Consider the following 22,669-nt stretch of genomic DNA (forward strand, 5'->3'; position numbering starts at 1 on the left):
GTTTAAATTGTTAAAGAGCTTAACTTCTTGAGCGTTCCTTTTAAGTAAGGAGCCTCTCGAAGTGGACGGCCATTCTAGCGAATTAACATTCAGTGTCAAACACTTTTTGAAAATTAATTTTTTGTCGCTTTCCGTCTTACTGATTCTTGCTGAAGCCTTGTGGCGTCTGCCGTCTCAGTGGTGTCGCATTATAGGGAACCCTCTCAGCTTAGCAACTACTTTTTCATGAAAAATGAATAAATAGGGGTTAACTGCCTAATAGTTCACCTAAACGTAAAAAAGAGAGCATTTCTGCTCTCTTTTTGCTCAAAGTCTAAGGGTATTGTTAGATAAATGCGTAAGCATCAGCGTACATATGGTCACGCTTTGCTTCTTTATTCTGAGTAAATAGGTCTCTTGCAGCGCCCGCCATTTCAAAACGACCTGCAATATAGATATCGAAATCAGCTAATGATTCGAAACTTTGCATAACAGCCTCAAGCACATTACCTGTTTGGCCATGCCAAACTTCCGGTGCTTCTTCTACTACCGGTACAAAGTGCACATTGCTATGCTTTTCTGCAATGCCAACCAACTCTTCTTTAGCATATAACTGGCACTCATCTTTTGCGCCCCAGTATAGGTAGATCTCTTTCGAGCTATTTTGCGCGATGCAGTGATCAAGAATAGAGCGCACGTAGCTGAAACCCGTGCCACCAGCAATAAGTAATAGAGGGCGATCGCTTTCTTCTTTGATCCAAGCATCTCCGTGTGGAGCATCAATCGCAATATCGCCATCTTCAGCTTGTGCCTTCTTCATCGCTTCAACCACTTCTAGTGCGTAAGCGTTGTGCTCGGCAGCACCAATGTGCAGCTCAAGCTCACCTTCGTGGCGGCAAGGGCTACTTGCGATAGAGAATGGGCGCTTATCTTTCTCGCCCATTTCAACCATCAGGTACTGGCCCGCTTTAAAAGCGACCGGTGTTTCTGGGTGAAGTAGGATTTGGTAAGTATTACAAGCCAAAGGCTCGATAGACTTCACTTTACATTTAATAGTCATGTTCTTCCTCTTACTAACCCTTAATCGGCAAAGGTTAGAACTAAATTACTTTCTGCAAATGCTTGGCAAGCAAAAATCCAGCCTTGTTGCTGCTCTTTCTCTGTGAGCATGGGTTCAAGGTGGTAACTCACTTGCCCTTCTAATTTTTTGCACATACACATTGCGCATGCGCCAACTTGGCAACGGTTTGGGAAATAGATATCGCTGTTGAGCGCAGCATCCAAGACCGTTTGCCCTTTTTCTACTGTGAAACTGATGTTTTCTGGGTATAAGACTACTTGGTAGCTCATGAAATTCCTAGCTGTTCCCAGATGCTATCAATCTTTTTCACAACATCAGGATCTTTTGTGATTGGTACACCCCACTCACGCAGGCATTCACCTTCCCACTTATTGGTCGCATCGAGACCCATTTTTGAGTATCCAGTTTCGTTCTGCAGGAATAACGTATCTCTCGCCGGATCCATTCTTGTCGTTACAGCCCAAATGATGTCATTCCAATCACTCACATTGACATCGCCATCACACACGATAACAAACTTGTTCTCATCAAATTGAGACCAAACCGCTTCCATGATTTTCTTACCATTACCGGCAGCTTGCTTATCAATAGACACCACAACCATGCTGGCATTGTCGTTTTGCAGGTGAACATCAATAATTTCAGGATGAACCTTGGTTAACTCAGCCAAGCTACCCTCTATATGTTCACTATTTACAGGTGCTGTTTGGACATCTGGCGATAACGCTAACTCTGCGTCCCACTTCTTAGTGATATCTAGACCCATCTTAGAACCTAACCCAACCACGGGTGAGGCAAAATCCAATGAATCGATCGGCGTGTTCTCTATCATCAGGCTATCGCGTGACGGATCCATATGTTCGCACATCGCTGCGGTTACTTGAGACCAATCACGTGCATTCACATCTTCATCACACACCAGTACAAATTTGGTGTACATGAATTGGCGTAAGAAAGACCATACACCCATCATTACTCGCTTAGCGTGACCTGGGTATTGCTTCTTCATGGTCACTACTGCCATTCGGTACGAACAACCTTCAGGCGGTAGATAGAAATCTTCAATCTCTGGGAACTGCTTTTGAAGAATAGGCACAAACACTTCATTTAGCGCAACACCTAATACCGCAGGCTCATCAGGTGGACGGCCAGTATAGGTGCTGTGATAGATTGGGTTCTCGCGCATAGTTACATGAGTAATAGTAAACACATGGTGCTTTTCTTTCTCGTTGTAGTAACCAGTATGATCTCCGTAAGGCCCTTCATCTGCAAATTCATTCGGGTCGATGTAACCTTCCATCACGATTTCTGCACTTGCAGGAACTTCTAAGTCGTTGCTGATTGATTTAACGACCTCAGTTTTACTACCACGCAGTAAGCCTGCAAACGCGTACTCTGATAAAGTATCCGGCACTGGCGTAACCGCACCAAGAATGGTGGCAGGATCTGCACCAAACGCTACCGATACTGGGAATGGTTTTCCTGGGTTGGTTTCCATCCAATCACGCAGATCAAGCGCTCCACCACGGTGGGCTAACCAACGCATGATGATTTTATTCTTGCCGATCTTCTGTTGACGATAGATGCCTAGGTTTTGGCGTTTCTTGTTTGGACCACGAGTAACCGTTAAACCCCATGTTAGCAATGGCGCGACATCGTCAGCCCAACAGCTCATCACGGGAATTTTATCTAGGTCGACGTCATCGCCTTGCCATACCACTTGTTGGCAAGCCGCTTTGCGAAGGCGTTTAGCCGGCATGTTTAAGACTTGCTTAAATACAGGCAGTTTATCAAGAGCGTCTTTAAAGCCTTTTGGTGGCTCAGGTTCTTTTAGGTAAGCAAGCAACTTACCCACTTCACGCAGTTCTTTGACTTCTTGACGCCCCATACCAATAGCAACACGGTTAGGTGTACCAAATAGGTTGGTCAAAACAGGCATGTCATAGCCTACTGGATTTTCAAACAAAAGAGCCGGGCCACCAGCACGTAGAGTACGGTCGCTAATCTCGGTCATTTCGTAGTCTGGATCGACTGGGTGAGAAATGCGTTTCAACTGACCAATACTTTCAAGATGGTCGATAAAATCACGTAAATCTTTAAAACTCATAGGACTTCTACATGCTGATTATTCTGCGCTCAGTATATCAAAAAGGGTGACACTGAGGTCCCCCTTTTTAGTGTGGTTATTGAGAGGCAAAATCCACTTTACGGTAATGCTTGCTCGATCAAAGAGCTCTTCACCTGAGGGTTATCATTGACGAGATCTTGCAACCATCGCGTATGACCTTGTTTGGCGAGTTCACGCGCGACTAATGGCGCTTCATCGGCAATCGCCATCCTAGAGACAAGGAACAGCTTCACCTCTTCTGACAACGGGTTAACTTTGGTAAGCAAAGTAATCGCTTCATCTTTCAAACGCGGGTTTTTAGTCGCCGCCATTACTTGTTCAAGCGCGAACGCTTGTTTAGTTTCAGCAAGGCGGACTAGCTCAGCTTGGCTATGATAATCGGCCTTCATTCGCCATAGAATCTTGTAGACCTCTGGGTCTTCACTCACTTGCGCTAATCGCACCACCACCTCAGTAGAGGGTAACCAGCTAACAATAGAAGATGCAGTAAGTTGCTTAGTTAGGTAATCAACCGCTTCAGGAGACAAACTGTCTAGCTCTCTAATGAGCAACGCTTCTCGCGTTTGAACTTGATGTTCAGATCCAGATAACCACTCTTTTAGGTCGAGTTCCTGTTTCTCTGCATCTAGCACAAATACCAATGTCTTCTGATCTTGACGCCATTGTTTGATAAGGCGATTAGCAATTGAAGGGTAATTAAAGGCAGGTACCGTAAACTCATAGCCATCTCCACGCTCTAAGACTTGATAAGTGGGCGTGATAGCAAGTTGCTGCTCGATGAAGATAGACATCTTGGGTGTGAGTACGATTTTTTGCTGTTCAAGCTTCTTCAAGAGTTGGTAACGAGCCACCTCTTGCTGAGGAAATGTCAGGCGCTCAAGCGCAAAGCGTAGCGAATTGACTTCGTCACGTACGACAAGCTCTAGTAGTTCAGCAGTTTTCAGTTTTACTTGATCATTCTCAAGCCAAGACTCTACTGTAAGTGGAGACATCTCGGTAGCATAGCTCATACCAACCGGTGAAAATAACAGTGAAGTAGACAGGAGTAATGATGACAACAGTCCATGTTGCATTTTAACTTCCTTTTAACACTTTTGCTCATTCTGCAAGCTGTCGCTATAAAATGCAAATAAAAAGCGCCACCCGAAGGCAGCGCTTTTTAATAACTATCAGCTAATCAAGACTACTGACGACGCATTGCGTCAAAGAACTCATCGTTCGTTTTAGTCATTGCTAACTTGTCGATAAGGAATTCCATTGCATCAGTTTCGCCCATAGGGTGAACAATCTTACGCAGGATCCACATCTTCTGTAGTTCATCAGGCTTAGTAAGAAGCTCTTCACGACGAGTACCAGAGCGGTTGAAATCAATCGCTGGGAATACGCGCTTTTCAGCAATCTTACGGTTAAGGTGCAGTTCCATGTTACCTGTACCTTTGAATTCTTCGTAGATTACTTCATCCATCTTAGAACCAGTATCAACCAGTGCTGTTGCGATGATCGTTAAGCTACCGCCTTCTTCTACGTTACGTGCCGCACCGAAGAAACGCTTTGGACGATGTAGAGCATTCGCATCAACACCACCAGTAAGAACTTTACCTGATGAAGGAATCACAGTGTTGTAAGCACGAGCTAGACGAGTAATAGAATCCAGCAGGATAACTACATCTTTCTTGTGTTCAACAAGGCGCTTCGCTTTCTCGATAACCATTTCTGCAACTTGTACGTGGCGAGATGCTGGCTCATCGAATGTTGAAGCAACTACTTCGCCTTTAACTAGACGCTGCATTTCTGTTACTTCTTCTGGACGCTCATCGATAAGTAGAACCATTAGTTCACACTCAGGATGGTTACGTGCAATGCTTTGAGCAATGTTTTGCAGAAGCATTGTCTTACCCGCTTTAGGCGGAGCAACAATCAGACCACGCTGACCTTTACCAATTGGAGATGCAAGGTCAAGAATACGAGCCGTAATATCTTCAGTCGCACCATTACCCGCTTCCATCACCATACGTTCGTTAGCGTGAAGAGGAGTAAGGTTTTCGAAAAGAATCTTGTTACGTGCGTTGTCTGGCTTGTCGTAGTTAACCGTGTTTACTTTAAGCAGTGCAAAGTAACGCTCACCGTCTTTAGGTGGACGGATTTTACCGCCAATAGAGTCACCTGTACGTAGGTTAAAACGACGAATTTGGCTTGGTGATACGTAGATATCATCTGGGCCAGCCAGGTATGAACTGTCGGCGCTACGTAGGAAACCAAAACCGTCTTGAAGAATTTCTAGAACACCATCACCAAAGATGTCTTCACCACTTTTTGCATGCGCTTTAAGGATGGAGAAGATAATGTCTTGTTTTCTTAGGCGAGCTTGATTTTCAAGACCTAAGCTTTCGCTAAGTTTAACAAGCTCAGACACAGGTCTGTTCTTCAGTTCAGTAAGATTCATAGTGGTGGAAGTTTGTTTAGTCAAAATAGGATCTGTTTTCTTAAGTTAAGAAGGATTTGGTCACAGGATCGACCAAGAAGAGAAATTCGTTCAATTAACGTGCGATAAATTAGCACTAAAACTAAGACTAGTCCATAGCTTAGAAAAAACAAAACCGCGCATTTGTTAACTGCACGGTTTCTTTTCAAATGCTGACCTGATTAAAGGTTAGCGTCTAAGAACTCTTTAAGTTGAGTTTTAGATAATGCACCAACTTTAGTCGCTGCTACGCCGCCATCTTTGAAAAGAAGTAGCGTTGGAATACCGCGAATACCAAACTTTGGTGGAGTACCAGCATTTTGGTCGATATTTAATTTACCGATTGTGAGCTTGCCTTCGTACTCGTCTGCGATTTCATCAAGAATCGGCGCAATCATTTTACATGGACCACACCATTCTGCCCAAAAATCAACAAGAACAGGGCCTGCAGCATTGATTACATCGTTATCAAAACCGTCATCAGTTAGCTGCAAAATCTTATCACTCATCTTCCACTCCAATGTATTTTTTAGAACTGGTTGGATGATAACCAGTAAATAGATGCCCTATTGGAATGTATTTACTTTCGTATTGCAAGCTTAAGCTGATATTCTATAGCAATGAAAAAGACGCATATCACAGAGCAAAAGTTCGCCGACTTGGATTTACTTCCGCAAGTCATTGAAGGATTGGAGAAAAAAGGGTTCGATTATTGTACCCCTATCCAAGCCTTGGCGCTCCCGGTACTGCTCACCGGCCAAGACATTGCAGGCCAGGCCCAAACGGGTACTGGTAAAACGCTTGCGTTTCTTACTGCTACTTTTAACCACCTGCTAAAAACATCTGAGCATGAAGGGCGTAAGCCTAACCAGCCACGTGCGATTATTATGGCACCAACGCGTGAACTCGCGATTCAGATCTACAACGATGCTGACTCTCTGGTTGAAAGCACAGGTATCAAGGCAGCACTTGCTTACGGTGGCGAAAGCTACGACAAGCAACTAGGTAAAATCGAAGAAGGCGCAGATATCTTAATTGGTACGACTGGCCGCATCATCGATTTCTACAAGCAGAAGGTATTTAACCTTAACCACATTCAAGCTGTTGTTCTTGACGAAGCTGATCGCATGTTCGATCTTGGTTTCATCAAAGACATCCGCTTCTTGTTCCGCCGTATGCCTGAGCCAAAAGATCGCCTGAACATGCTGTTCTCTGCGACATTGTCTTACCGCGTACAAGAGCTAGCGTTCGAACACATGCACAACCCAGAGCATGTTGTTGTTGAGCCAGAGCGTAAAACAGGTCACCGCATTCAGGAAGAGCTGTTCTACCCATCAAACGAACACAAAATGGCACTGCTGCAGACTCTAGTTGAAGAAGAGTGGCCAGAGCGCGCTATCATCTTCGCTAACACTAAGCACAAATGTGAGTCTGTTTGGGGTCACCTAGCTGCAGATGGTCACCGTGTTGGCCTACTAACTGGCGATGTTCCTCAAAAGAAACGTGAAAAGATTCTTGAGCAATTCACTAAAGGTGATGTTGACCTACTTGTCGCAACCGACGTTGCAGCACGTGGCCTACACATTCCTCAAGTAACACACGTATTCAACTTCGACCTACCTGATGACTGTGAAGATTACGTTCACCGTATCGGCCGTACCGGTCGTGCTGGTGCAAGTGGTCACTCAATCAGCTTTGCTTGCGAAGATTACGCAATCAACTTGCCACCAATCGAAGAATACATTGAGCACGCGATCCCAGTGTCTGACTACGATGCTTCTGCACTGCTAGAAGATCTACCAGCACCATTGCGCTTACGCACACGTAACCCGCAACAACGCCGCTCGAACAACAATGGCCCACGCAACGGTAACCGTAAACCAAACCAGAACCGTCGCCCACGCCAACCGCGTCATAACAAGGAAGCTTAGTCGCTTATGAGTCAAACAGTGTCACCACCGCTTTACGCTGCAATCGACCTCGGGTCGAACAGTTTTCATATGCTCGTTGTGCGTCATATCGATGGCAGCGTACAAACCATGGCTAAAATTAAGCGCAAAGTGCGTTTAGCTGCAGGCTTAGATGAAAATAATGCGCTTAGTACAGAAGCCATGCAGCGCGGTTGGGACTGTTTGAGTCTCTTTGCAGAGCGACTGCAAGATATTCCGAAAGAAAATATCCGCATTGTCGGTACAGCGACCCTACGTACTGCTATCAATGTGGATATATTTCTAGAGAAAGCGAACCAGATCCTTGGTTACGACATCAATGTTATCTCCGGAGAAGAAGAAGCTGCGACTATCTATAAAGGCGTAGCACACACTTCTGGTGGCAGCGGCCGCCGACTGGTTGTTGATATTGGTGGCGCAAGCACCGAGATGATCATTGGTGAAGGCTTCTCAGCGAAAGCCCTAACCAGCCTAAAGATGGGCTGTGTTACTTGGCTTGAGCGCCACTTTAAAAACCGCCAATTAACCGCTACCAACTTTAACAACGCCATTGAAGCGGCGAAGTCGACGTTGGCTCCTATCCTAGATAGCTACACTGATATCGGATGGGATGTGTGTGTGGGCGCCAGCGGTACCGTTCAAGCACTGCAAGAGATCATGTTGGCGCAAGGCATGGATGAAGTGATTACTCATGCCAAACTTAAGCGTCTACAGAAACAAGCGATGATTACTGAGCGCTTGGAAGAGCTAGAAATCGAAGGACTTACCCTTGAACGCGCATTAGTGTTCCCGAGTGGCCTTTCTATTCTTATTGCTATTTTTGAGCTGCTTGAAATAGATTCAATGACACTCGCAGGCGGCGCACTCCGTGAAGGCCTAGCCTACGAGATGGTTGATGAGCTACGCCAAGAAGATATCCGAGCGCGTACCATTAAGAGTGTTCAATCACGCTACCAAATGGACGTAAGCTACGGTGAACAAGTAGCAGTAGTCGCACAAACGCTGCTAGACCAAGCGGGCGCCGAAGCGTGGGTTTCAGAACCTCAAGCTGGTGTGCTATTGCAAACGGCAGCTAAGCTTCACGAGATTGGTTTAACCATCGATTTCAAAAAAGGCGGTGAGCACAGCGCTTATCTGCTGCAGAACTTAGACCTACCTGGCTTTACTCGAGCGCAAAAGCACTACTTGGGTGAGTTAACTCGTCGCTACCGTGAACAGTTAACCTCATTACCAGAGCAACACGCTATCTCAGGAACCAGTAGCAAGCGTATTTTACGTATTCTGCGTTTAGCTATTTTGCTGACCCACCGTCGTAACCCAGCGCTAGAGCCTGAGTTCAAACTGACGACGAATGACAACAATCTAACCCTAACGCTTTCTAAGCAATGGTTAGCTGACAATCCGCTGACCGCTGCAGAGCTAGAGATCGAGTCGAATAGACAAACCGATATTGGCTGGCCATTGAATATTAAATGCCTCTGATATTAGTATCTGACGCTAGAAATTAAAAAAGCCCAAGTTAATAGACTAACTTGGGCTTTTTCTTATCGCTGCATTAATGCTTTGTGTTACAAATCTCAAACTTAAGCGTTCACGCCTGTCGCTTTAAAGTCAGGGTTCACTGCGGTTAGCTTTCTAACAATGTAGTTAAGAAGCACGCCGTACATAGGCACGAACAAGCCTAGGCTGATGATAAGTTTGAATCCGTAATCGACTAAAGCAATCTCAGTCCAATGCTCGGCCATAAATGGATCTGGGCTTTGATAGAAAGCAATCGCAAAGAAAGCGATTGTATCAATGGCATTACCGAATAGCGTTGAACATGTTGGGGCAACCCACCACTGTTTAAGCTGACGCAGACGGTTGAAAACATGCACATCTAAGATCTGACCCAGTAAATAAGCCATGAAGCTCGCCGCGGCGATACGAGCAACAAACAAGTTGAACTCACCTAATTGGCTAAAGCCTTGGAATGAACCTTCAAAGAACACCACTGACAAGAAATAAGAAACGGCCAGCGCTGGTAACATCACTAAGAAAATAATTTTACGGGCAAGCTGCGCGCCAAAAATGCGTACGGTCAGATCGGTCGCTAGGAAGATAAACGGGAAAGTGAAAGCACCCCAAGTGGTGTGCATACCGAAGACGGTAAAAGGTAGCTGAACCAGATAGTTGCTTGACGCAATAATCACCAAATGGAACAAAACTAATAGTGCTAGGGCTTTGCGCTGTTGCGCAGGGGTAAAGTTACTCATGCTGTACCTTTTTAGTTTGGTTTGGGGGTGAGGGAACCCAAATCGAGTCATTTCTTCGAATAATCCAAGAAAGCTCTTACCAATAATGTGAATTAAAAATGTTTCTATAATTTGCTCTATTGAGCGGCGGGCGATTATACATTAATCAATATTGGCTGCAATGGTGAGAACAAACGCAAACGTTTATCCTCACTTTTATTGGTGAATAGCGCTAGAAGCTGTGCTTTAGAAGCTATGCCTAAAGTTAAAAACCGCGCTTGAAAAGCGTCGCGAGATAATCAAACTCTTCTCGGCTTTCTTCCGCGTTTAACGACTCAAACCAAATTGATTCACTGTAATGCTCAGACTTTAAGAACATTCGACAATCTTCAAAATCAATCAACCAAGAGTGCATATCGGCGTCCCATTGTTTTTCAACAACAGACGCTGACAGCAATGCCACCAGCTTTTCACCTAACACTTCATAAGAATCAAAATCAAAACTTGGAGACGTAATCAATAAACGCCCTTCCTCAGCCAGATACTCTCTTAAGCCAAATTCTGTTTGTGTTGTCATGTCCCTATTAACCTTATTCTTTTTCTATTAGTTAGACGTTTCTTTCAAACTAGCCGTGTGTGGTGATGTGTTCTTGAATCAGATCTAGGAATGGGTCTGCGTACTTATCGAGTTTACGTTGACCGACACCGTTGACTGCCAGCATTTCTCCGTATGAAGTAGGTAGTATTTCAGCCATATCAATCAAGGTCGCGTCACTGAATACCACATATGGTGGCAAGCCATCTTCATCAGCAATCGACTTACGCAGCTTACGCAGTTTCGCAAACAGCTTCTTATCGTAATTCTTGCTGCTTAACTTATCGGACTTAGCATTACGCACCGCTGTATCTAAACGAGGAACAGCCAATTCCAAAGACATCTCACCGCGCAGCAGCGGGCGGGCTTCTTCTGTTAGCTGTAAAGTTGAGTTACGAGTGATGTTCTGGAACAGCAAGCCTTTATGAATCAGCTGACGGAAGATACTGATCCAGTAATCATGACTGTGATCGCGGCCAATACCGTAGGTAGATAGCTTATCGTGACCATTATCGCGGACACGGATGTTCTGCATGCCTCGCATTACTTCGACCACGTAGCCCATACCAAACGACTGATTCACACGGTACACACAAGACAACGCCTTTTGCGCTTCTTGGGTCGCATCAAAATGCTTAGGTGGATCGAGGCAGATATCGCAGTTGCCACATTGCTTCTCACGATACTCACCAAAGTAGTTAAGCAGAACCTGACGACGACACGTTTGCGCTTCAGCAAAGGCACTCATCGCATTCAGCTTGTGCATCTCAACTTGTTTCTGTGGGCCTTCTTCTTTCTCGTCTAGCATACGACGCAGCCAACCCATATCAGCCGGGTCAAACAGCATCATCGCTTCAGCAGGCAAACCATCGCGACCTGCACGACCGGTCTCTTGATAGTAAGACTCGATATTGCGTGGGATATCAAAGTGCACCACAAAGCGTACGTTGGGTTTGTTGATGCCCATACCGAAGGCAACAGTCGCGACCACGATCTGAATATCATCGCGTTGGAAGGCTTCTTGAACGTAAGCACGCTCATCGGTGTCCATACCAGCGTGATAACCCGCGGCGCGAATACCGTTATTGCACAGCTTCTCGGTCACCATCTCCACTTTTTTACGGCTACCACAGTAGATGATGCCGCAATTGCCCTTTTGTGTTTCTAGGTAGCGAACCACCTGTGACACGGGTTTGTGCTTCTCAACCAGGTTGTAGCGAATATTAGGGCGATCAAAGCTGCCTAAGTAGGTGTGCGGATCCAGGAGCTGTAAGCGCGAGATAATATCTTTGCGCGTCGCATCATCAGCGGTTGCTGTGAGCGCCATGTAAGGCACGTGCGGGAAATATTGTTTAAGTTGACCTAATGATGCGTATTCCGGACGGAAGTCATGCCCCCATTGAGAGATACAGTGCGCCTCATCCACCGCAATCATCGAAAGCGGTAAACCTTGAAGACGTTCGATAAAGTCGCGCATCAACACTCGCTCTGGCGACACATAAACCATCTTCAGTTGACCTGAGTTCATGCGATTAAACACACTCATCAGCTGGTCACGTGGCATTGAAGAGTTAATGCACTCAGCGGCAACACCATTGGCCTTCAATTGGTCGACTTGGTCTTTCATCAGCGAGATCAGCGGTGAGATAACCAGAGTAAGCCCTTCACGAACCAAAGCCGGAATTTGGTAACACAGAGATTTACCACCACCGGTTGGCATAATCACCAAGCTGTCTTTGCCTTCAACGGCCAAATCAATGACCTCTTGCTGACCATCGCGAAAGCTTTGATAGCCAAACACATCTTGTAAGATGTTTTGCGCATCATTCGCGGGAGTTGGTGTTTGCTCAGCAATCAGAGTGGCGGTCATTGTGGTTCCTAATCGAGGTATAAAGTCAGCATGCGGCATTGGCAAGCAAGTCGCACATTGTAGAGTGGAATGCTGGTGAATTAAACCGCAAATTGTTAGGTGAAAAGGGTTATCGCTCCTATACTGACCAACTCTCTTATAAATCTTATTAATAAGCACTCAGTGCTAGAGAAATATGCATGACACAGGAAGAACAACAACGTACGCGCCAAGGAGTTTTGCTTGCCGTCGGTGCCTACACAATGTGGGGGATCGCCCCTATATATTTCAAATCTTTAAGTGACGTTTCCCCGTTAGAGATCCTCAGCCACCGTGTAGTATGGTCCTTTTTCCTACTCGCTTTCTTACTACACATTGGCCGCAGCTGGCGTAAAGTTCGTGACACCCTGACCTCAAAACCAAAAATGCTCTATTTGGTAGCGACGTCTATTTTGGTGGGTGCAAATTGGCTGATCTTTATCTGGGCGGTGAACTCCAATCACATGCTCGATGCCAGTTTAGGGTATTACATCAACCCGCTGATTAACGTATTGCTCGGAATGCTCTTCCTCGGTGAGCGCTTACGTAAGCTGCAATGGTTTGCTGTAGCTCTTGCTGCGATTGGCGTATTAATCCAATTGATTGCCTTCGGCTCAGTACCGATCGTCGCCATTGCCCTAGCCTTTAGCTTTGGTTTTTATGGCTTGCTGCGTAAGAAAGTCAGCTTAGAAGCGCAAACGGGTCTGTTCATTGAAACTCTGGTGATGCTGCCTCTCGCCGCAACCTACTTACTGTTTATTGCCGATAGCCCGACCTCAAACTTATCGATGAACCCGATGCAACTCAACCTGTTATTGGTTGCTGCCGGTGTGATCACCACGGTTCCATTACTGTGTTTTACTGGTGCTGCAACTCGCTTGAAGCTATCGACACTCGGTTTCTTCCAGTACATCGGTCCAAGTTTGATGTTCTTACTGGCGGTTCTGATTTACGGTGAAGCCTTTACCTCAGATAAAGCGATTACCTTTGCTTTCATATGGGGAGCACTGGTTATTTTCAGCTTTGATGGCCTGCGTAACAACAAGAAGAGCAAACGCGCTAAACAGTGATACTGATCGTTTTTTACAAGACAATCCCTTAATACGCAGATAAGCTTGGTTGAATTGATGACTATTTGACCAAGCTTTTTTGTACCATGGATAAAGTCCACTATTACTCTACCCCAACAGAAGATATCAGCCTGATCCAAGCTCAATACCAAGAGTTTGCCTTTCAACGCCACTATCATTTGGACTTTCACATCGGCTTAATTACCCAAGGGCAGCAAAAATTCGTCTATAAAGGGACGAGCCACCATGTCGGTGCAGGCCAAGTTGTTATCATGCCACCTGATGAGCTGCATGATGGGCACTCCAAACTCGATTCGGGTTATCAAGTCAGTGTGTTTGCAGTTTCTCCCCAATGGTTTCAAGATCTTGCCGATCCCAAGCAAAATGGTCACACATTAGGCTTTTCTGAGTTGATCCTCTCCGATCAGGCTACATTTTTACAATTACGCAACTTGCATGGTCTATTAATCGATCAAAACATAAGCCAACTCGCTCAAGATTGCTTACCATTCGAGGGATTCTCGACGATCGTCGATCGTTATGCGAAATTTGGATCGAAGAGTGACATCAAACTGGGCAATCAATCGATTGATACGCTCAAAGACTATTTAATGGCGAATTTGGATCAACCAGTGCGGTTAGAGCAACTGTCTGAGCTGTGCGGCTTAACCACAACTCAATTCCAACGCCACTTTAAGAACAGAATGGGCATCACCCCTTACGCGTGGCTGAGCCGTTTACGTATGGAACAGAGCATGCGCCTGATTAAGTCTGGGATCTGTGGTACTAAAGTCGCGCACCAAGTAGGCTTCTATGATCAAGCACACTTCTCCAAGGCATTCAAAACCACATTCGGCGTACCACCCTCACAAATCAACTAAGTGTTGATAATTTACAATTGCTCGATTTCAAATCGCGGTAAGCTACGCTCAATACGATTACTTATTTAATAATAGCGGCAACGTTATTGAGAACTGACATGAACGAAGTCACCATACTGATCACCCTCGCCTCTATCCATTTCATCGCTTTGATGAGCCCCGGCCCTGACTTTGCGTTAGTCGTGCAAAATGCGACACGCCACGGCAGACAAACAGGCTTGTACATTGCGCTTGGTTTATCTTGCGGGATCTTACTGCATTCGTTGCTCAGCCTGACGGGAATCAGTTACCTAGTCCACCAGCAACCAACCCTATTTGCCATTATCCAGTTGGCTGGCGGTAGCTACTTGCTGTACTTAGGCTACGGTGCACTTAAAGCAACCTGGCAAATCATTCAGAACCACGACGATGACGACGATACCGTCAATGCCAAAGATCTGATTCTGACCAACAAGCGTCAGGCATTTTCGAAAGGGTTTGCGACCAATATTCTCAACCCAAAAGCTTTGGTGTTCTTTATTAGCTTGATGTCGAGCTTAGTGCCTGCCGACATGTCTCTATCAGGTAAAGGCTTTGCGCTTATTATCTTGTTTGGTCTGTCTCTGTTTTGGTTTTCACTACTGGCGTGGATGCTTTCGACTAAGGCTCTACAGAAGAAACTTAGCGAAGCAACGGTATACATCGATGGCTTATGTGGCGTGGTATTCAGCCTGATTGGCGCGAGTATTCTTTGGCAGTCGCTGTCCGGTTTAATCGCTTAAATTCGAATCAAGATTACAATTCGTTAACAACGCACTGGCTATCTAATCTTTCCGCTGCCAATCTAGCTCTGCATATTAAAAGGAGAAGATCATGCAGTGGAAAACAAAACTAACAACCCTCGCCACTTCTACCCTACTTTTTGCCTCTCACGTCAGTTGGGCAAATCAAGCTGCCGATTCCGTCGCACCCGAACAAAGTAGTGGTTTAGAAACCAAACAACTCGTTAAAGCCAACGATTGGATGGTCACCGCAGCCAACCCTCTTGCAACACAAGCCGGTGCTGATGTACTTGCCCGTGGTGGTAACGCAATTGACGCCATGGTTGCCGTGCAGCTTATGCTTGGCTTAGTGGAACCTCAGTCATCAGGTATTGGTGGCGGCGCGTTCCTTGTCTATTTTGATGGCAAAGACAAACAGCTCAAGACCTACGATGGCCGTGAAGCTGCGCCACTTGATGCCACCCCACGTCTATTCCAAGACGAAAACGGACAACCGCTTAAATTCTATGATGCCGTGGTTGGCGGTCGTTCTGTTGCCACGCCGGGCACGGTGCAATTGCTGTGGGACACTCACCAGAAATACGGCAAGCTCGAATGGGCATCACTGATTAAACCTATCGCTCAGTTAGCTGAAGAAGGTTTTACTATCAGCCCACGTTTAGCCACCTTGATCGAAAACGACCAAGAACGTCTGAGCCGCTTTGCGACAACTAAAGCCTACTTCTTCAATGCCGATGGCAGCCCGAAAGCCGCCGGCACGCAACTTAAGAACCCTGAATACGCGGCAACGTTACACGCTATCTCCAAGGATGGTGCTAAAGCTTTCTACCAAGGTGAGATTTCTGCCGACATCATTAACACAGTACAAACAGCGAAAGGTAACCCGGGCGTATTGGCACAGAAAGATTTCGACGCCTATTCGATCAAGCAGCGCGAACCGGTTTGCTCTGCTTATGAAAGCTACGATATTTGCGGAATGGGGCCACCAAGCTCTGGTGCGTTAACGGTTGGACAAATCCTTGCAATGACTGAGCAGTTTGACCTCAAATCATGGGGGCCAAACGACGCACAATCTTGGCAAGTGTTAGCAGACGCTTCTCGCTTAGCCTTTGCAGACCGTGGTATGTACATGGCAGACCAAGATTATGTGCCTATGCCAACCCAAGGGTTAGTGAATACTGACTATTTGCAAGAGCGTGCTCAGTTAATTACCGCAGGTAAGGCATTAGACAGCGCACCTTCAGGCACCCCACCGTGGGATCATGCGATGCAGAGAAGCCAAGATGTTTCTATTGAGTTGCCGTCCACCAGCCACTTCAACATTGTCGATAGTGATGGCAATGTCGTATCGATGACTACCACTATTGAGAATGCCTTTGGCTCACGTTTGATGGTTAGAGGTTTCCTACTCAATAACGAACTAACCGACTTCTCATTCAAGACTCATAACGATGGCAAACCTATCGCGAACCGACTTGAACCGGGTAAGCGCCCACGTTCTTCAATGGCACCGACCATCATCATGCAAGACGATAAACCTTATATGGCGATCGGTTCTCCGGGTGGTAGCCGCATCATAGGTTATGTGGCACAAGCGATCATTGCTCACACCCAATGGGACATGGATATCCAACAAGCGATCAACCAACCACACTTCCTAAATCGCTTCGGTACCTTAGATTTGGAAAAAGGAACATCTGCGGAAAACTTCAAACCTGAGCTAGAAAAGATGGGATTTGAGGTCAACATTCGCGATCTTAACTCGGGTTTACACGCTATTCGCATCACAAAAGATGGTCTAGAAGGTGCTGCAGACCCTCGCCGTGAAGGTGCAGCTATTGGCCAATAGGGAATAATCCTCCCTTTTTACTCGCAGCCTTGTGCGAGATCTCTCACAAGGTAGTGAGTAAATATCGATATTTGATGACGAAATTAGTCACCCACAAACCATAACCGATTGAAATTAAACAATACGTACATTTATCATTCAAATAATTATATAGAAATTCGCTTATGCACCATTGCTGATAAATAAGGAATCGGTAATATGAATGGTGTCGGAAGGATGCTGACACGGAACAGGAAACGCCAAGGACTTGGTTATCTTCAGGATGAAGATTCGATTACTCAGGATGAATAATCGGCATGGATAGCGAAATGGACATTGAATGGACGCAATAGTAACTAGGATGGTTGCTACTAAGGAAAGACAATGGACACCTCTGGACGAGGAAAGGACTGAACATCAGGATGATGTCAAGGACACCGCTCAAGGAACAAGTGACGCGCGCTAACGAGGATTGTTGGCAGATCAGGATAAGATCAAGGACACCGCTAGGAAGGCGACGAAAGGAATACGCTGAAGGATAACAGCACACTATCATGGATTTGATGCATGGAGCACACTTAGTAGCCGGATTGCTGCGAGTAAGACTATAGACCCCGATGAGCGCAAGCTCTCGGGGTTTTTCTTTATCTGTCGTCCCGCTTTTTCTTCCCCTAAAGCAAATAAATCAAAGACCTTTGATTACAATTCTGACATTTAAATAATTCACTTCTTAACCACTTCCGAGTAATGTAAGTCTTACTAGGCTCAACTAGTTTCATAACCATAAGTAAACTAAGGACAAATTCATGTCACACGTTACCTTCAAAGGCGCTGCTGTACCGCTAACTGGCACATTCCCACAAACTGGCGAACAAGCACCAAGCTTTGCACTAACTGCAGGCGATCTTTCTGAACTGACTCTTGCTTCTCTTGCAGGCAAGAAAGTGGTTCTAAACATCTTCCCAAGCATCGACACAGCAACTTGTGCAACGAGCGTACGTACGTTCAACGCAAAAGCGGCAGAGCTTGAGAACACGGTGGTTGTTTGTATTTCTGCTGACCTACCATTTGCTGCAGGTCGCTTCTGCGAACTAGAAGGCATTGAAGGCGTTCAACACGCTTCAACTTTCCGTTCTCCTACATTCGCATCAGACTACGGCGTAGCGATTGCTGAAGGTCCACTAGCAAGCCTAACAACACGTGCAGTTGTCGTTGTTGATGAAAAGGGTGTGGTAACACACAGTGAGTTGGTTGCAGAGATCACTGAAGAACCAAACTACGAAGCGGCACTTGAAGCACTGTAAGATCCCTTCTAGTCAGTCATGTATTATGACCGCTTAAAGCGGTACGCAATAAAAAAGAGCAGCCATTGGCTGCTCTTTTTGTTTTCAATAATGAACGGTTATTAGATGCTGAAGTAATAGATTAAAGCTGCTCTAAACGCGCGTAAGCCGTTACTAACCACTTAATCCCTTCACCATTAAACGCCACTTGAACTCGGCTTTGTGGGCCACTTCCTTCGAAGTTGATGATGGTGCCTTCACCAAACTTAGGGTGCTTCACGCGAGAGCCCAAGCTAAAGCCTGTTTCATTGAAGTTCTCTTTCACAGCGGTTTGGCTAAAGCGACCACTGCTTGCAGGGCGGCTGACTTGCGCTTTCATACGCACTTCATCCAGACAGGTTTCTGGCAGCTCACGAATAAAACGTGATGGCTTATGATATTTGTCCTGACCGTACAGACGACGCATCTCAGCATAAGTGATGTAAAGCTTCTCCATCGCACGGGTCATGCCTACGTAACACAGGCGACGCTCTTCTTCTAAACGCCCCGCTTCTTCGGCCGACATCTGGCTTGGGAACATGCCTTCTTCGACACCCACCATGAACACCATTGGAAACTCTAGGCCTTTAGCACTGTGCAAAGTCATTAACTGAACCGCATCGTCAAACTCATCGGCCTGACCTTCACCCGCTTCCAAAGCTGCGTGAGTTAAGAACGCCGTCAGCATGCTCATCTCATCCGCTTCTTCCGGCTTTTCAAACTGGCGCGTTGCCGTTACCAATTCTTCCAAGTTCTCGATACGCGCCTTCGACTTCTCACCCTTCTCTTGCTCGTACATAGCAAACAGACCCGACGATTTAATCACGTGGTCGGTTTGTTCATGCAGGCTAAGTTCCAACGTGTCATCTTCAAGCGCATTAATCAGCTCGATAAAACGACTTAATGCGCCCGCAGCACGACCGGGTAGCACTTGCTCTTCTATCAAAGCAACACTGGCTTCCCACATGGTTGCACCACGATCACGAGCAGCAAGACGAATCGTTTCTAACGTTTTATCACCCAAGCCACGCGTTGGCGTATTAACCACACGTTCAAACGCGGCATCATTACTGCGGTTGCTCATGAGGCGCATGTAGCTCAAGGCGTCTCTGATTTCTTGACGCTCGAAGAATCGCATGCCGCCGTAGATTCGGTAAGGTAGACCACCTTGGATCAAAGCTTCTTCAAGAACACGAGATTGGGCGTTATTACGATAAAGCATCGCGGTATCTTCTAACGCACCGCCTTTCTCTTGCCACTCTTTGATTTTGCTGACCGTGAAACGTGCTTCATCTAGCTCGTTATAAGCTGAGTACACAGAGATTGGCTCGCCATCGTTACCATCGGTCCACAGCTCTTTACCCATACGTTCGGTGTTGTTCGAGATAAGCTCGTTCGACGCCTGCAGAATGGTTTTAGTTGAACGGTAGTTTTGTTCAAGTCGAACCGTCGAAGCTCCTGGGAATTCATCCAAGAACTTCTGAATATTTTCGATCTTCGCACCACGCCAACCATAGATAGATTGGTCATCATCACCTACGATCATCACGCGACAATCTGGGCCAGCCATCATCCGAAGCCAAGCGTATTGGATGTTGTTGGTATCTTGGAATTCATCGACAAGGATATGCTTAAAGCGTGCTTGGTAATGCTCTCGAATGTGTTTCTTATCGCGTAATAGTTCATGCGATCTCAGCAAGATTTCCGCAAAGTCGACCAAACCAGCACGGTCACATGCTTCTTGGTAAGCAGAATAGATCTTTAACCACGTTTGAGTTATTGGATCATGGTAGGCGTCAATGTGACTTGGGCGTAACCCCTCGTCTTTCTTGCCATTGATCCACCAAGAAGCTTGCTTAGCAGGCCACTGCTTTTCATCGAGGTTTTGCGCCTTGATTAAGCGGCGTAGCAAACGAATCTGATCATCAGAATCAATGATCTGGAAATCTTCTGGCAGTTTTGCATCTAGGTAGTGAGCACGAAGGATGCGGTGACAGATACCATGGAAGGTGCCGTTCCACATGCCTGACGAACTACCCATCATCAACTCTTCAATACGACCACGCATCTCTGCTGCCGCTTTGTTGGTGAAGGTAACCGACATAATAGAGAACGGCGATGCTTGCTCTACGCTTTGCAGCCAAGCAATACGATGCACCAACACTCGCGTTTTACCACTGCCTGCACCTGCCAGAATAAGTAGGTTTTCTAAAGGTGCCGCGACCGCCTCACGTTGTTTATCGTTTAGGCCATCGAGTAAAAGCGAAGGATCTATCATTGGATATGCTCACTACTGGGTATTTATACATAAAAGTTGATTATAACCTAAACACTAGGCTGCGTTTAGGATAATAAGAAGAAAAAACAATCAAAAATTAACATCATTAATTCAATAACTTAAGAGATGAAACATCATTAATATTGATAATTTTTATAATACCGTGAAATTATTTCCCGGTTGTTCCAATCCTTTTTAGTAAGCAAGTTAACAATCCATTAACCTGCGATATGAAAATACTATTAAGTCCTAGAGGGAATGACTATGAAAAATTCTAATCTTGCTGTTACAGCTGCAATCACAAGTGTACTAGCGTTCGGCGGTGCAGTTCTTACATCAGCACCTGCGGAAGCAGCAGCAAAAGAAAAATGCTACGGCGTGGCAAAAGCTGGCCAAAATGATTGTGCAACCAAAACAAGCTCATGTGCGGGTACAGCAAAAGAAGACAACCAATCCGATGCGTTCGTAGTCGTACCTAAAGGGCTATGTGGCAAATTATCAGGTGGTAACACTCAATCATCATAATTGAGCTGCTTAGTATGGTGAGCTGACATTCAGCTCACCTCCACTTCTTGTTAGGAGAATCGTTGTGACTCAAACTCTTCACCCCTACGCAGGGGTTGGCCTTAGAACACCGCACTTGGACTTCTTTAGCCAAAATCCAGCCTTAGTAAGTTGGTTAGAAGTTCACAGCGAGAACTACTTCTTAGCTCAATCACCGCAACGACAACAACTCAGAGAAATTCGTCACGCACACAACATCAGTTGTCACGGTGTTGGGTTGTCGCTAGGTTCTGTTGAGCGCATCAATCAACATCATCTTGTGCAATTAAAAGAGCTCATTGATGATATCGAACCCTTCTTGGTTTCTGATCATCTCAGTTGGAGTCAGACAGGTGGTCATTACTTCAATGACTTGCTACCGCTGCCTTACACAGAAGAAGCATTGGAAGTCTTCTGTCGTAATGTCATCGAGGTTCAAGACAGCTTGCAACGCCCGATGTTGATTGAGAACCCATCGAGCTACCTATCCTTCAAGCATTCTACTATTCCTGAGTGGGAGTTTTTGGCTGAGGTACAAAAGCGTACTGAGTGTCGCCTACTGCTCGATTTCAATAATATTTTCGTCTCATCTTTTAATCATGGCTTTAGTTGTGAAGAGTACTTAAACGGAATACCAGCAGACAAAGTTGAAGAGATTCACTTGGCAGGTTTTACCAAAAAGAAGCTTGAACAAGGTGAGATCTGGATAGACACACACAGTAAACCTGTCTGTGACGAAGTGTGGAAACTCTACACTGACTGGGTTGCACAACATGGTTTGCGCCATACCTTGATTGAGTGGGATCTCGATATCCCAGAGCCACAAGTTTTATTGGCTGAAGCAACCAAAGCCAGTGATATCTTGTATCAACACGACAAGTTCAACCAAAGGAGTCGCGCCTCATGAGCCACTCCCTAGCAGAGGTTCAATTGGAGTTTGCTAACGCCCTACGCTATCAAAACAATGGTGAGTACTGCGACATAGTGAGCGACCATTTTACCGATGAACAACGCATCCAGATTTACCGTAATAACTTTGTGATCAGCTTGAGCGAAGTTCTGGCAGCAACCTACCCACTCACTGAAATGTTGGTTGGTGAAGAGTGCTTCCAACAGATGGCTCGTCAACATGTCTTACATTATCCATCGACCTCTGGTGATGTCAGTGGTTACGGTGAACACTTTGAACAGACTATCCAAGCCTTTCCTGCCGTTATTGAGGCTGCACCTTATCTCGGTGAAGTGGCTTTGTATGAATGGCAGAAAGATAGCTTGGTAAGGTTTTCGTCACAAGCACATGTCGACCAGAGACCTCTTTCTTGCCTTGCAGATGTACCACAAGAGCAACAAGGCGCTTTAGTCTTTCATCTCAAAGATTCAATAACACTGATTCATTCTAGTTACACGATTATCGCGCTTGAACACGCCATCTATCAGCAGCAACTTGATGGGCTAGACATCAACCAAGCTGAATCTGGGGTGTTAATCCGAGCTGAGAATTCACAGGTTGAGAGCCATAGTTTGAGTGAAGAGAGCCACCAACTCCTCACTGAATTGCAATCAGGTCGAACACTCTCAGCAATCGATCCTTTATTACTACAACATCTGAATACTGTTATGGCGCTAAACGTCATCTCAGGTTTTTCAATCAATGCCGAATTGGAGGCATAA

Annotated in this window: 20 protein-coding genes; 10 read left to right on the forward strand and 10 right to left on the reverse strand. The window is 45.8% G+C overall.

Annotated elements, in window-relative coordinates:
• Nucleotides 1-325: 325 nt before the first annotated feature.
• From fre to trxA, 6 genes are all read right to left on the reverse strand, one after another.
• The gene (gene fre / locus AB4512_RS18560) at nt 326-1,039 is read right to left on the reverse strand and encodes an NAD(P)H-flavin reductase (protein WP_017059251.1); all 714 of its coding nucleotides are present in this window, start codon (nt 1,037-1,039) and stop codon (nt 326-328) included.
• A gap of 20 nt (nt 1,040-1,059) precedes the next feature.
• Nucleotides 1,060-1,329, reverse strand: a complete 270-nt coding sequence (locus AB4512_RS18565) for a 2Fe-2S iron-sulfur cluster-binding protein (RefSeq protein WP_008224727.1) — start codon at nt 1,327-1,329, stop codon at nt 1,060-1,062.
• On the reverse strand, nt 1,326-3,167 hold the full coding sequence (gene ubiD / locus AB4512_RS18570; protein ID WP_372175324.1) for a 4-hydroxy-3-polyprenylbenzoate decarboxylase: 1,842 nt from the start codon (nt 3,165-3,167) through the stop codon (nt 1,326-1,328). The genes AB4512_RS18565 and ubiD overlap by 4 nt, the downstream gene beginning before the upstream one ends.
• Before the next feature lie 98 nt (nt 3,168-3,265).
• On the reverse strand, nt 3,266-4,261 hold the full coding sequence (locus AB4512_RS18575; protein WP_065677111.1) for a hypothetical protein: 996 nt from the start codon (nt 4,259-4,261) through the stop codon (nt 3,266-3,268).
• 110 nt (nt 4,262-4,371) lie between these two features.
• Nucleotides 4,372-5,631 carry a transcription termination factor Rho gene (gene rho / locus AB4512_RS18580; protein WP_136978253.1) on the reverse strand — a complete coding sequence of 420 codons (1,260 nt, stop codon included), beginning with the start codon at nt 5,629-5,631 and terminating at the stop codon, nt 4,372-4,374.
• A gap of 200 nt (nt 5,632-5,831) precedes the next feature.
• A complete protein-coding gene (gene trxA / locus AB4512_RS18585) occupies nt 5,832-6,158 on the reverse strand; it encodes a thioredoxin TrxA (protein ID WP_010440700.1) in 327 nt (108 codons plus the stop codon).
• A 111-nt stretch (nt 6,159-6,269) separates the two neighbouring features.
• On the opposite strand from trxA, the gene rhlB reads away from it, so the two are divergent.
• Both rhlB and gppA read left to right on the forward strand, forming a co-directional pair.
• Nucleotides 6,270-7,580, forward strand: a complete 1,311-nt coding sequence (rhlB, locus tag AB4512_RS18590) for an ATP-dependent RNA helicase RhlB (RefSeq protein WP_017062979.1) — start codon at nt 6,270-6,272, stop codon at nt 7,578-7,580.
• A gap of 6 nt (nt 7,581-7,586) precedes the next feature.
• Complete coding sequence (gene gppA / locus AB4512_RS18595) at nt 7,587-9,080, forward strand: guanosine-5'-triphosphate,3'-diphosphate diphosphatase (protein ID WP_017062980.1); 1,494 nt, start codon at nt 7,587-7,589, stop codon at nt 9,078-9,080.
• Nucleotides 9,081-9,181: 101 nt separating this feature from the next.
• On the opposite strand, the gene AB4512_RS18600 is transcribed toward gppA, so the two are convergent.
• The 3 genes from AB4512_RS18600 to recQ form a co-directional block, all read right to left on the reverse strand.
• Entirely contained in the window at nt 9,182-9,853 is a 672-nt protein-coding gene (locus tag AB4512_RS18600) for a 7-cyano-7-deazaguanine/7-aminomethyl-7-deazaguanine transporter (protein ID WP_017061333.1), read from the reverse strand.
• A 244-nt stretch (nt 9,854-10,097) separates the two neighbouring features.
• Nucleotides 10,098-10,409, reverse strand: coding sequence for a DUF3630 family protein (locus tag AB4512_RS18605; RefSeq protein WP_017061332.1), 312 nt, complete (start codon nt 10,407-10,409; stop codon nt 10,098-10,100).
• A 49-nt stretch (nt 10,410-10,458) separates the two neighbouring features.
• The gene (gene recQ, locus AB4512_RS18610; RefSeq protein ID WP_372175325.1) at nt 10,459-12,297 is read right to left on the reverse strand and encodes an ATP-dependent DNA helicase RecQ; all 1,839 of its coding nucleotides are present in this window, start codon (nt 12,295-12,297) and stop codon (nt 10,459-10,461) included.
• A gap of 179 nt (nt 12,298-12,476) precedes the next feature.
• Here recQ and rarD point away from each other — a divergent pair, with 179 nt between their 5' ends.
• The 5 genes from rarD to tpx all read left to right on the forward strand — a co-directional run bounded on the left by rarD (nt 12,477) and on the right by tpx (nt 18,159).
• Complete coding sequence (rarD, locus tag AB4512_RS18615; RefSeq protein WP_136978249.1) at nt 12,477-13,385, forward strand: EamA family transporter RarD; 909 nt, start codon at nt 12,477-12,479, stop codon at nt 13,383-13,385.
• Nucleotides 13,386-13,471: 86 nt separating this feature from the next.
• Nucleotides 13,472-14,266: an AraC family transcriptional regulator gene (locus AB4512_RS18620; RefSeq protein ID WP_136978250.1), complete on the forward strand. Its 795-nt coding sequence runs from the start codon at nt 13,472-13,474 to the stop codon at nt 14,264-14,266.
• A 98-nt stretch (nt 14,267-14,364) separates the two neighbouring features.
• Nucleotides 14,365-15,027 (forward strand): LysE family translocator, encoded by a 663-nt coding sequence (locus tag AB4512_RS18625; protein ID WP_017061328.1) that lies wholly within the window; start codon nt 14,365-14,367, stop codon nt 15,025-15,027.
• 91 nt (nt 15,028-15,118) lie between these two features.
• A complete protein-coding gene (gene ggt, locus AB4512_RS18630; RefSeq protein ID WP_372175326.1) occupies nt 15,119-16,876 on the forward strand; it encodes a gamma-glutamyltransferase in 1,758 nt (585 codons plus the stop codon).
• A gap of 785 nt (nt 16,877-17,661) precedes the next feature.
• On the forward strand, nt 17,662-18,159 hold the full coding sequence (tpx, locus tag AB4512_RS18635) for a thiol peroxidase (RefSeq protein ID WP_017061326.1): 498 nt from the start codon (nt 17,662-17,664) through the stop codon (nt 18,157-18,159).
• 121 nt (nt 18,160-18,280) lie between these two features.
• On the opposite strand, the gene uvrD is transcribed toward tpx, so the two are convergent.
• Entirely contained in the window at nt 18,281-20,455 is a 2,175-nt protein-coding gene (gene uvrD / locus AB4512_RS18640; RefSeq protein WP_017061325.1) for a DNA helicase II, read from the reverse strand.
• Between the two features lie 264 nt (nt 20,456-20,719).
• Here uvrD and AB4512_RS18645 point away from each other — a divergent pair, with 264 nt between their 5' ends.
• The 3 genes from AB4512_RS18645 (at nt 20,720) to AB4512_RS18655 (ending at nt 22,669) form a co-directional block, all read left to right on the forward strand.
• Nucleotides 20,720-20,980 carry a DUF2282 domain-containing protein gene (locus AB4512_RS18645; RefSeq protein WP_004736650.1) on the forward strand — a complete coding sequence of 87 codons (261 nt, stop codon included), beginning with the start codon at nt 20,720-20,722 and terminating at the stop codon, nt 20,978-20,980.
• Nucleotides 20,981-21,044: 64 nt separating this feature from the next.
• The gene (locus tag AB4512_RS18650) at nt 21,045-21,905 is read left to right on the forward strand and encodes a DUF692 domain-containing protein (RefSeq protein ID WP_017061324.1); all 861 of its coding nucleotides are present in this window, start codon (nt 21,045-21,047) and stop codon (nt 21,903-21,905) included.
• Nucleotides 21,902-22,669: a DNA-binding domain-containing protein gene (locus AB4512_RS18655; protein ID WP_372175328.1), complete on the forward strand. Its 768-nt coding sequence runs from the start codon at nt 21,902-21,904 to the stop codon at nt 22,667-22,669. Before AB4512_RS18650 ends, AB4512_RS18655 begins: the two co-directional genes overlap by 4 nt.

Origin of the sequence: Vibrio sp. 10N.222.52.B7, assembly GCF_041474275.1 — a bacterium.
Taxonomy (GTDB): domain Bacteria; phylum Pseudomonadota; class Gammaproteobacteria; order Enterobacterales; family Vibrionaceae; genus Vibrio; species Vibrio crassostreae_C.

Bases quoted from the DNA above. Each gene is read 5' to 3' on its own strand.
- AB4512_RS18655 (WP_372175328.1), top strand. From the start codon at position 21,902: ATGAGCCACTCCCTAGCAGAGGTTCAATTGGAGTTTGCTAACGCCCTA.
- AB4512_RS18575 (WP_065677111.1), bottom strand. From the start codon at position 4,261: ATGCAACATGGACTGTTGTCATCATTACTCCTGTCTACTTCACTGTTA.
- recQ (WP_372175325.1), bottom strand. From the start codon at position 12,297: ATGACCGCCACTCTGATTGCTGAGCAAACACCAACTCCCGCGAATGAT.
- AB4512_RS18625 (WP_017061328.1), top strand. From the start codon at position 14,365: ATGAACGAAGTCACCATACTGATCACCCTCGCCTCTATCCATTTCATC.
- AB4512_RS18620 (WP_136978250.1), top strand. From the start codon at position 13,472: ATGGATAAAGTCCACTATTACTCTACCCCAACAGAAGATATCAGCCTG.
- trxA (WP_010440700.1), bottom strand. From the start codon at position 6,158: ATGAGTGATAAGATTTTGCAGCTAACTGATGACGGTTTTGATAACGAT.
- fre (WP_017059251.1), bottom strand. From the start codon at position 1,039: ATGACTATTAAATGTAAAGTGAAGTCTATCGAGCCTTTGGCTTGTAAT.
- tpx (WP_017061326.1), top strand. From the start codon at position 17,662: ATGTCACACGTTACCTTCAAAGGCGCTGCTGTACCGCTAACTGGCACA.
- ubiD (WP_372175324.1), bottom strand. From the start codon at position 3,167: ATGAGTTTTAAAGATTTACGTGATTTTATCGACCATCTTGAAAGTATT.
- AB4512_RS18565 (WP_008224727.1), bottom strand. From the start codon at position 1,329: ATGAGCTACCAAGTAGTCTTATACCCAGAAAACATCAGTTTCACAGTA.
- AB4512_RS18645 (WP_004736650.1), top strand. From the start codon at position 20,720: ATGAAAAATTCTAATCTTGCTGTTACAGCTGCAATCACAAGTGTACTA.
- rho (WP_136978253.1), bottom strand. From the start codon at position 5,631: ATGAATCTTACTGAACTGAAGAACAGACCTGTGTCTGAGCTTGTTAAA.
- AB4512_RS18605 (WP_017061332.1), bottom strand. From the start codon at position 10,409: ATGACAACACAAACAGAATTTGGCTTAAGAGAGTATCTGGCTGAGGAA.
- ggt (WP_372175326.1), top strand. From the start codon at position 15,119: ATGCAGTGGAAAACAAAACTAACAACCCTCGCCACTTCTACCCTACTT.
- rhlB (WP_017062979.1), top strand. From the start codon at position 6,270: ATGAAAAAGACGCATATCACAGAGCAAAAGTTCGCCGACTTGGATTTA.
- AB4512_RS18600 (WP_017061333.1), bottom strand. From the start codon at position 9,853: ATGAGTAACTTTACCCCTGCGCAACAGCGCAAAGCCCTAGCACTATTA.
- uvrD (WP_017061325.1), bottom strand. From the start codon at position 20,455: ATGATAGATCCTTCGCTTTTACTCGATGGCCTAAACGATAAACAACGT.
- rarD (WP_136978249.1), top strand. From the start codon at position 12,477: ATGACACAGGAAGAACAACAACGTACGCGCCAAGGAGTTTTGCTTGCC.
- gppA (WP_017062980.1), top strand. From the start codon at position 7,587: ATGAGTCAAACAGTGTCACCACCGCTTTACGCTGCAATCGACCTCGGG.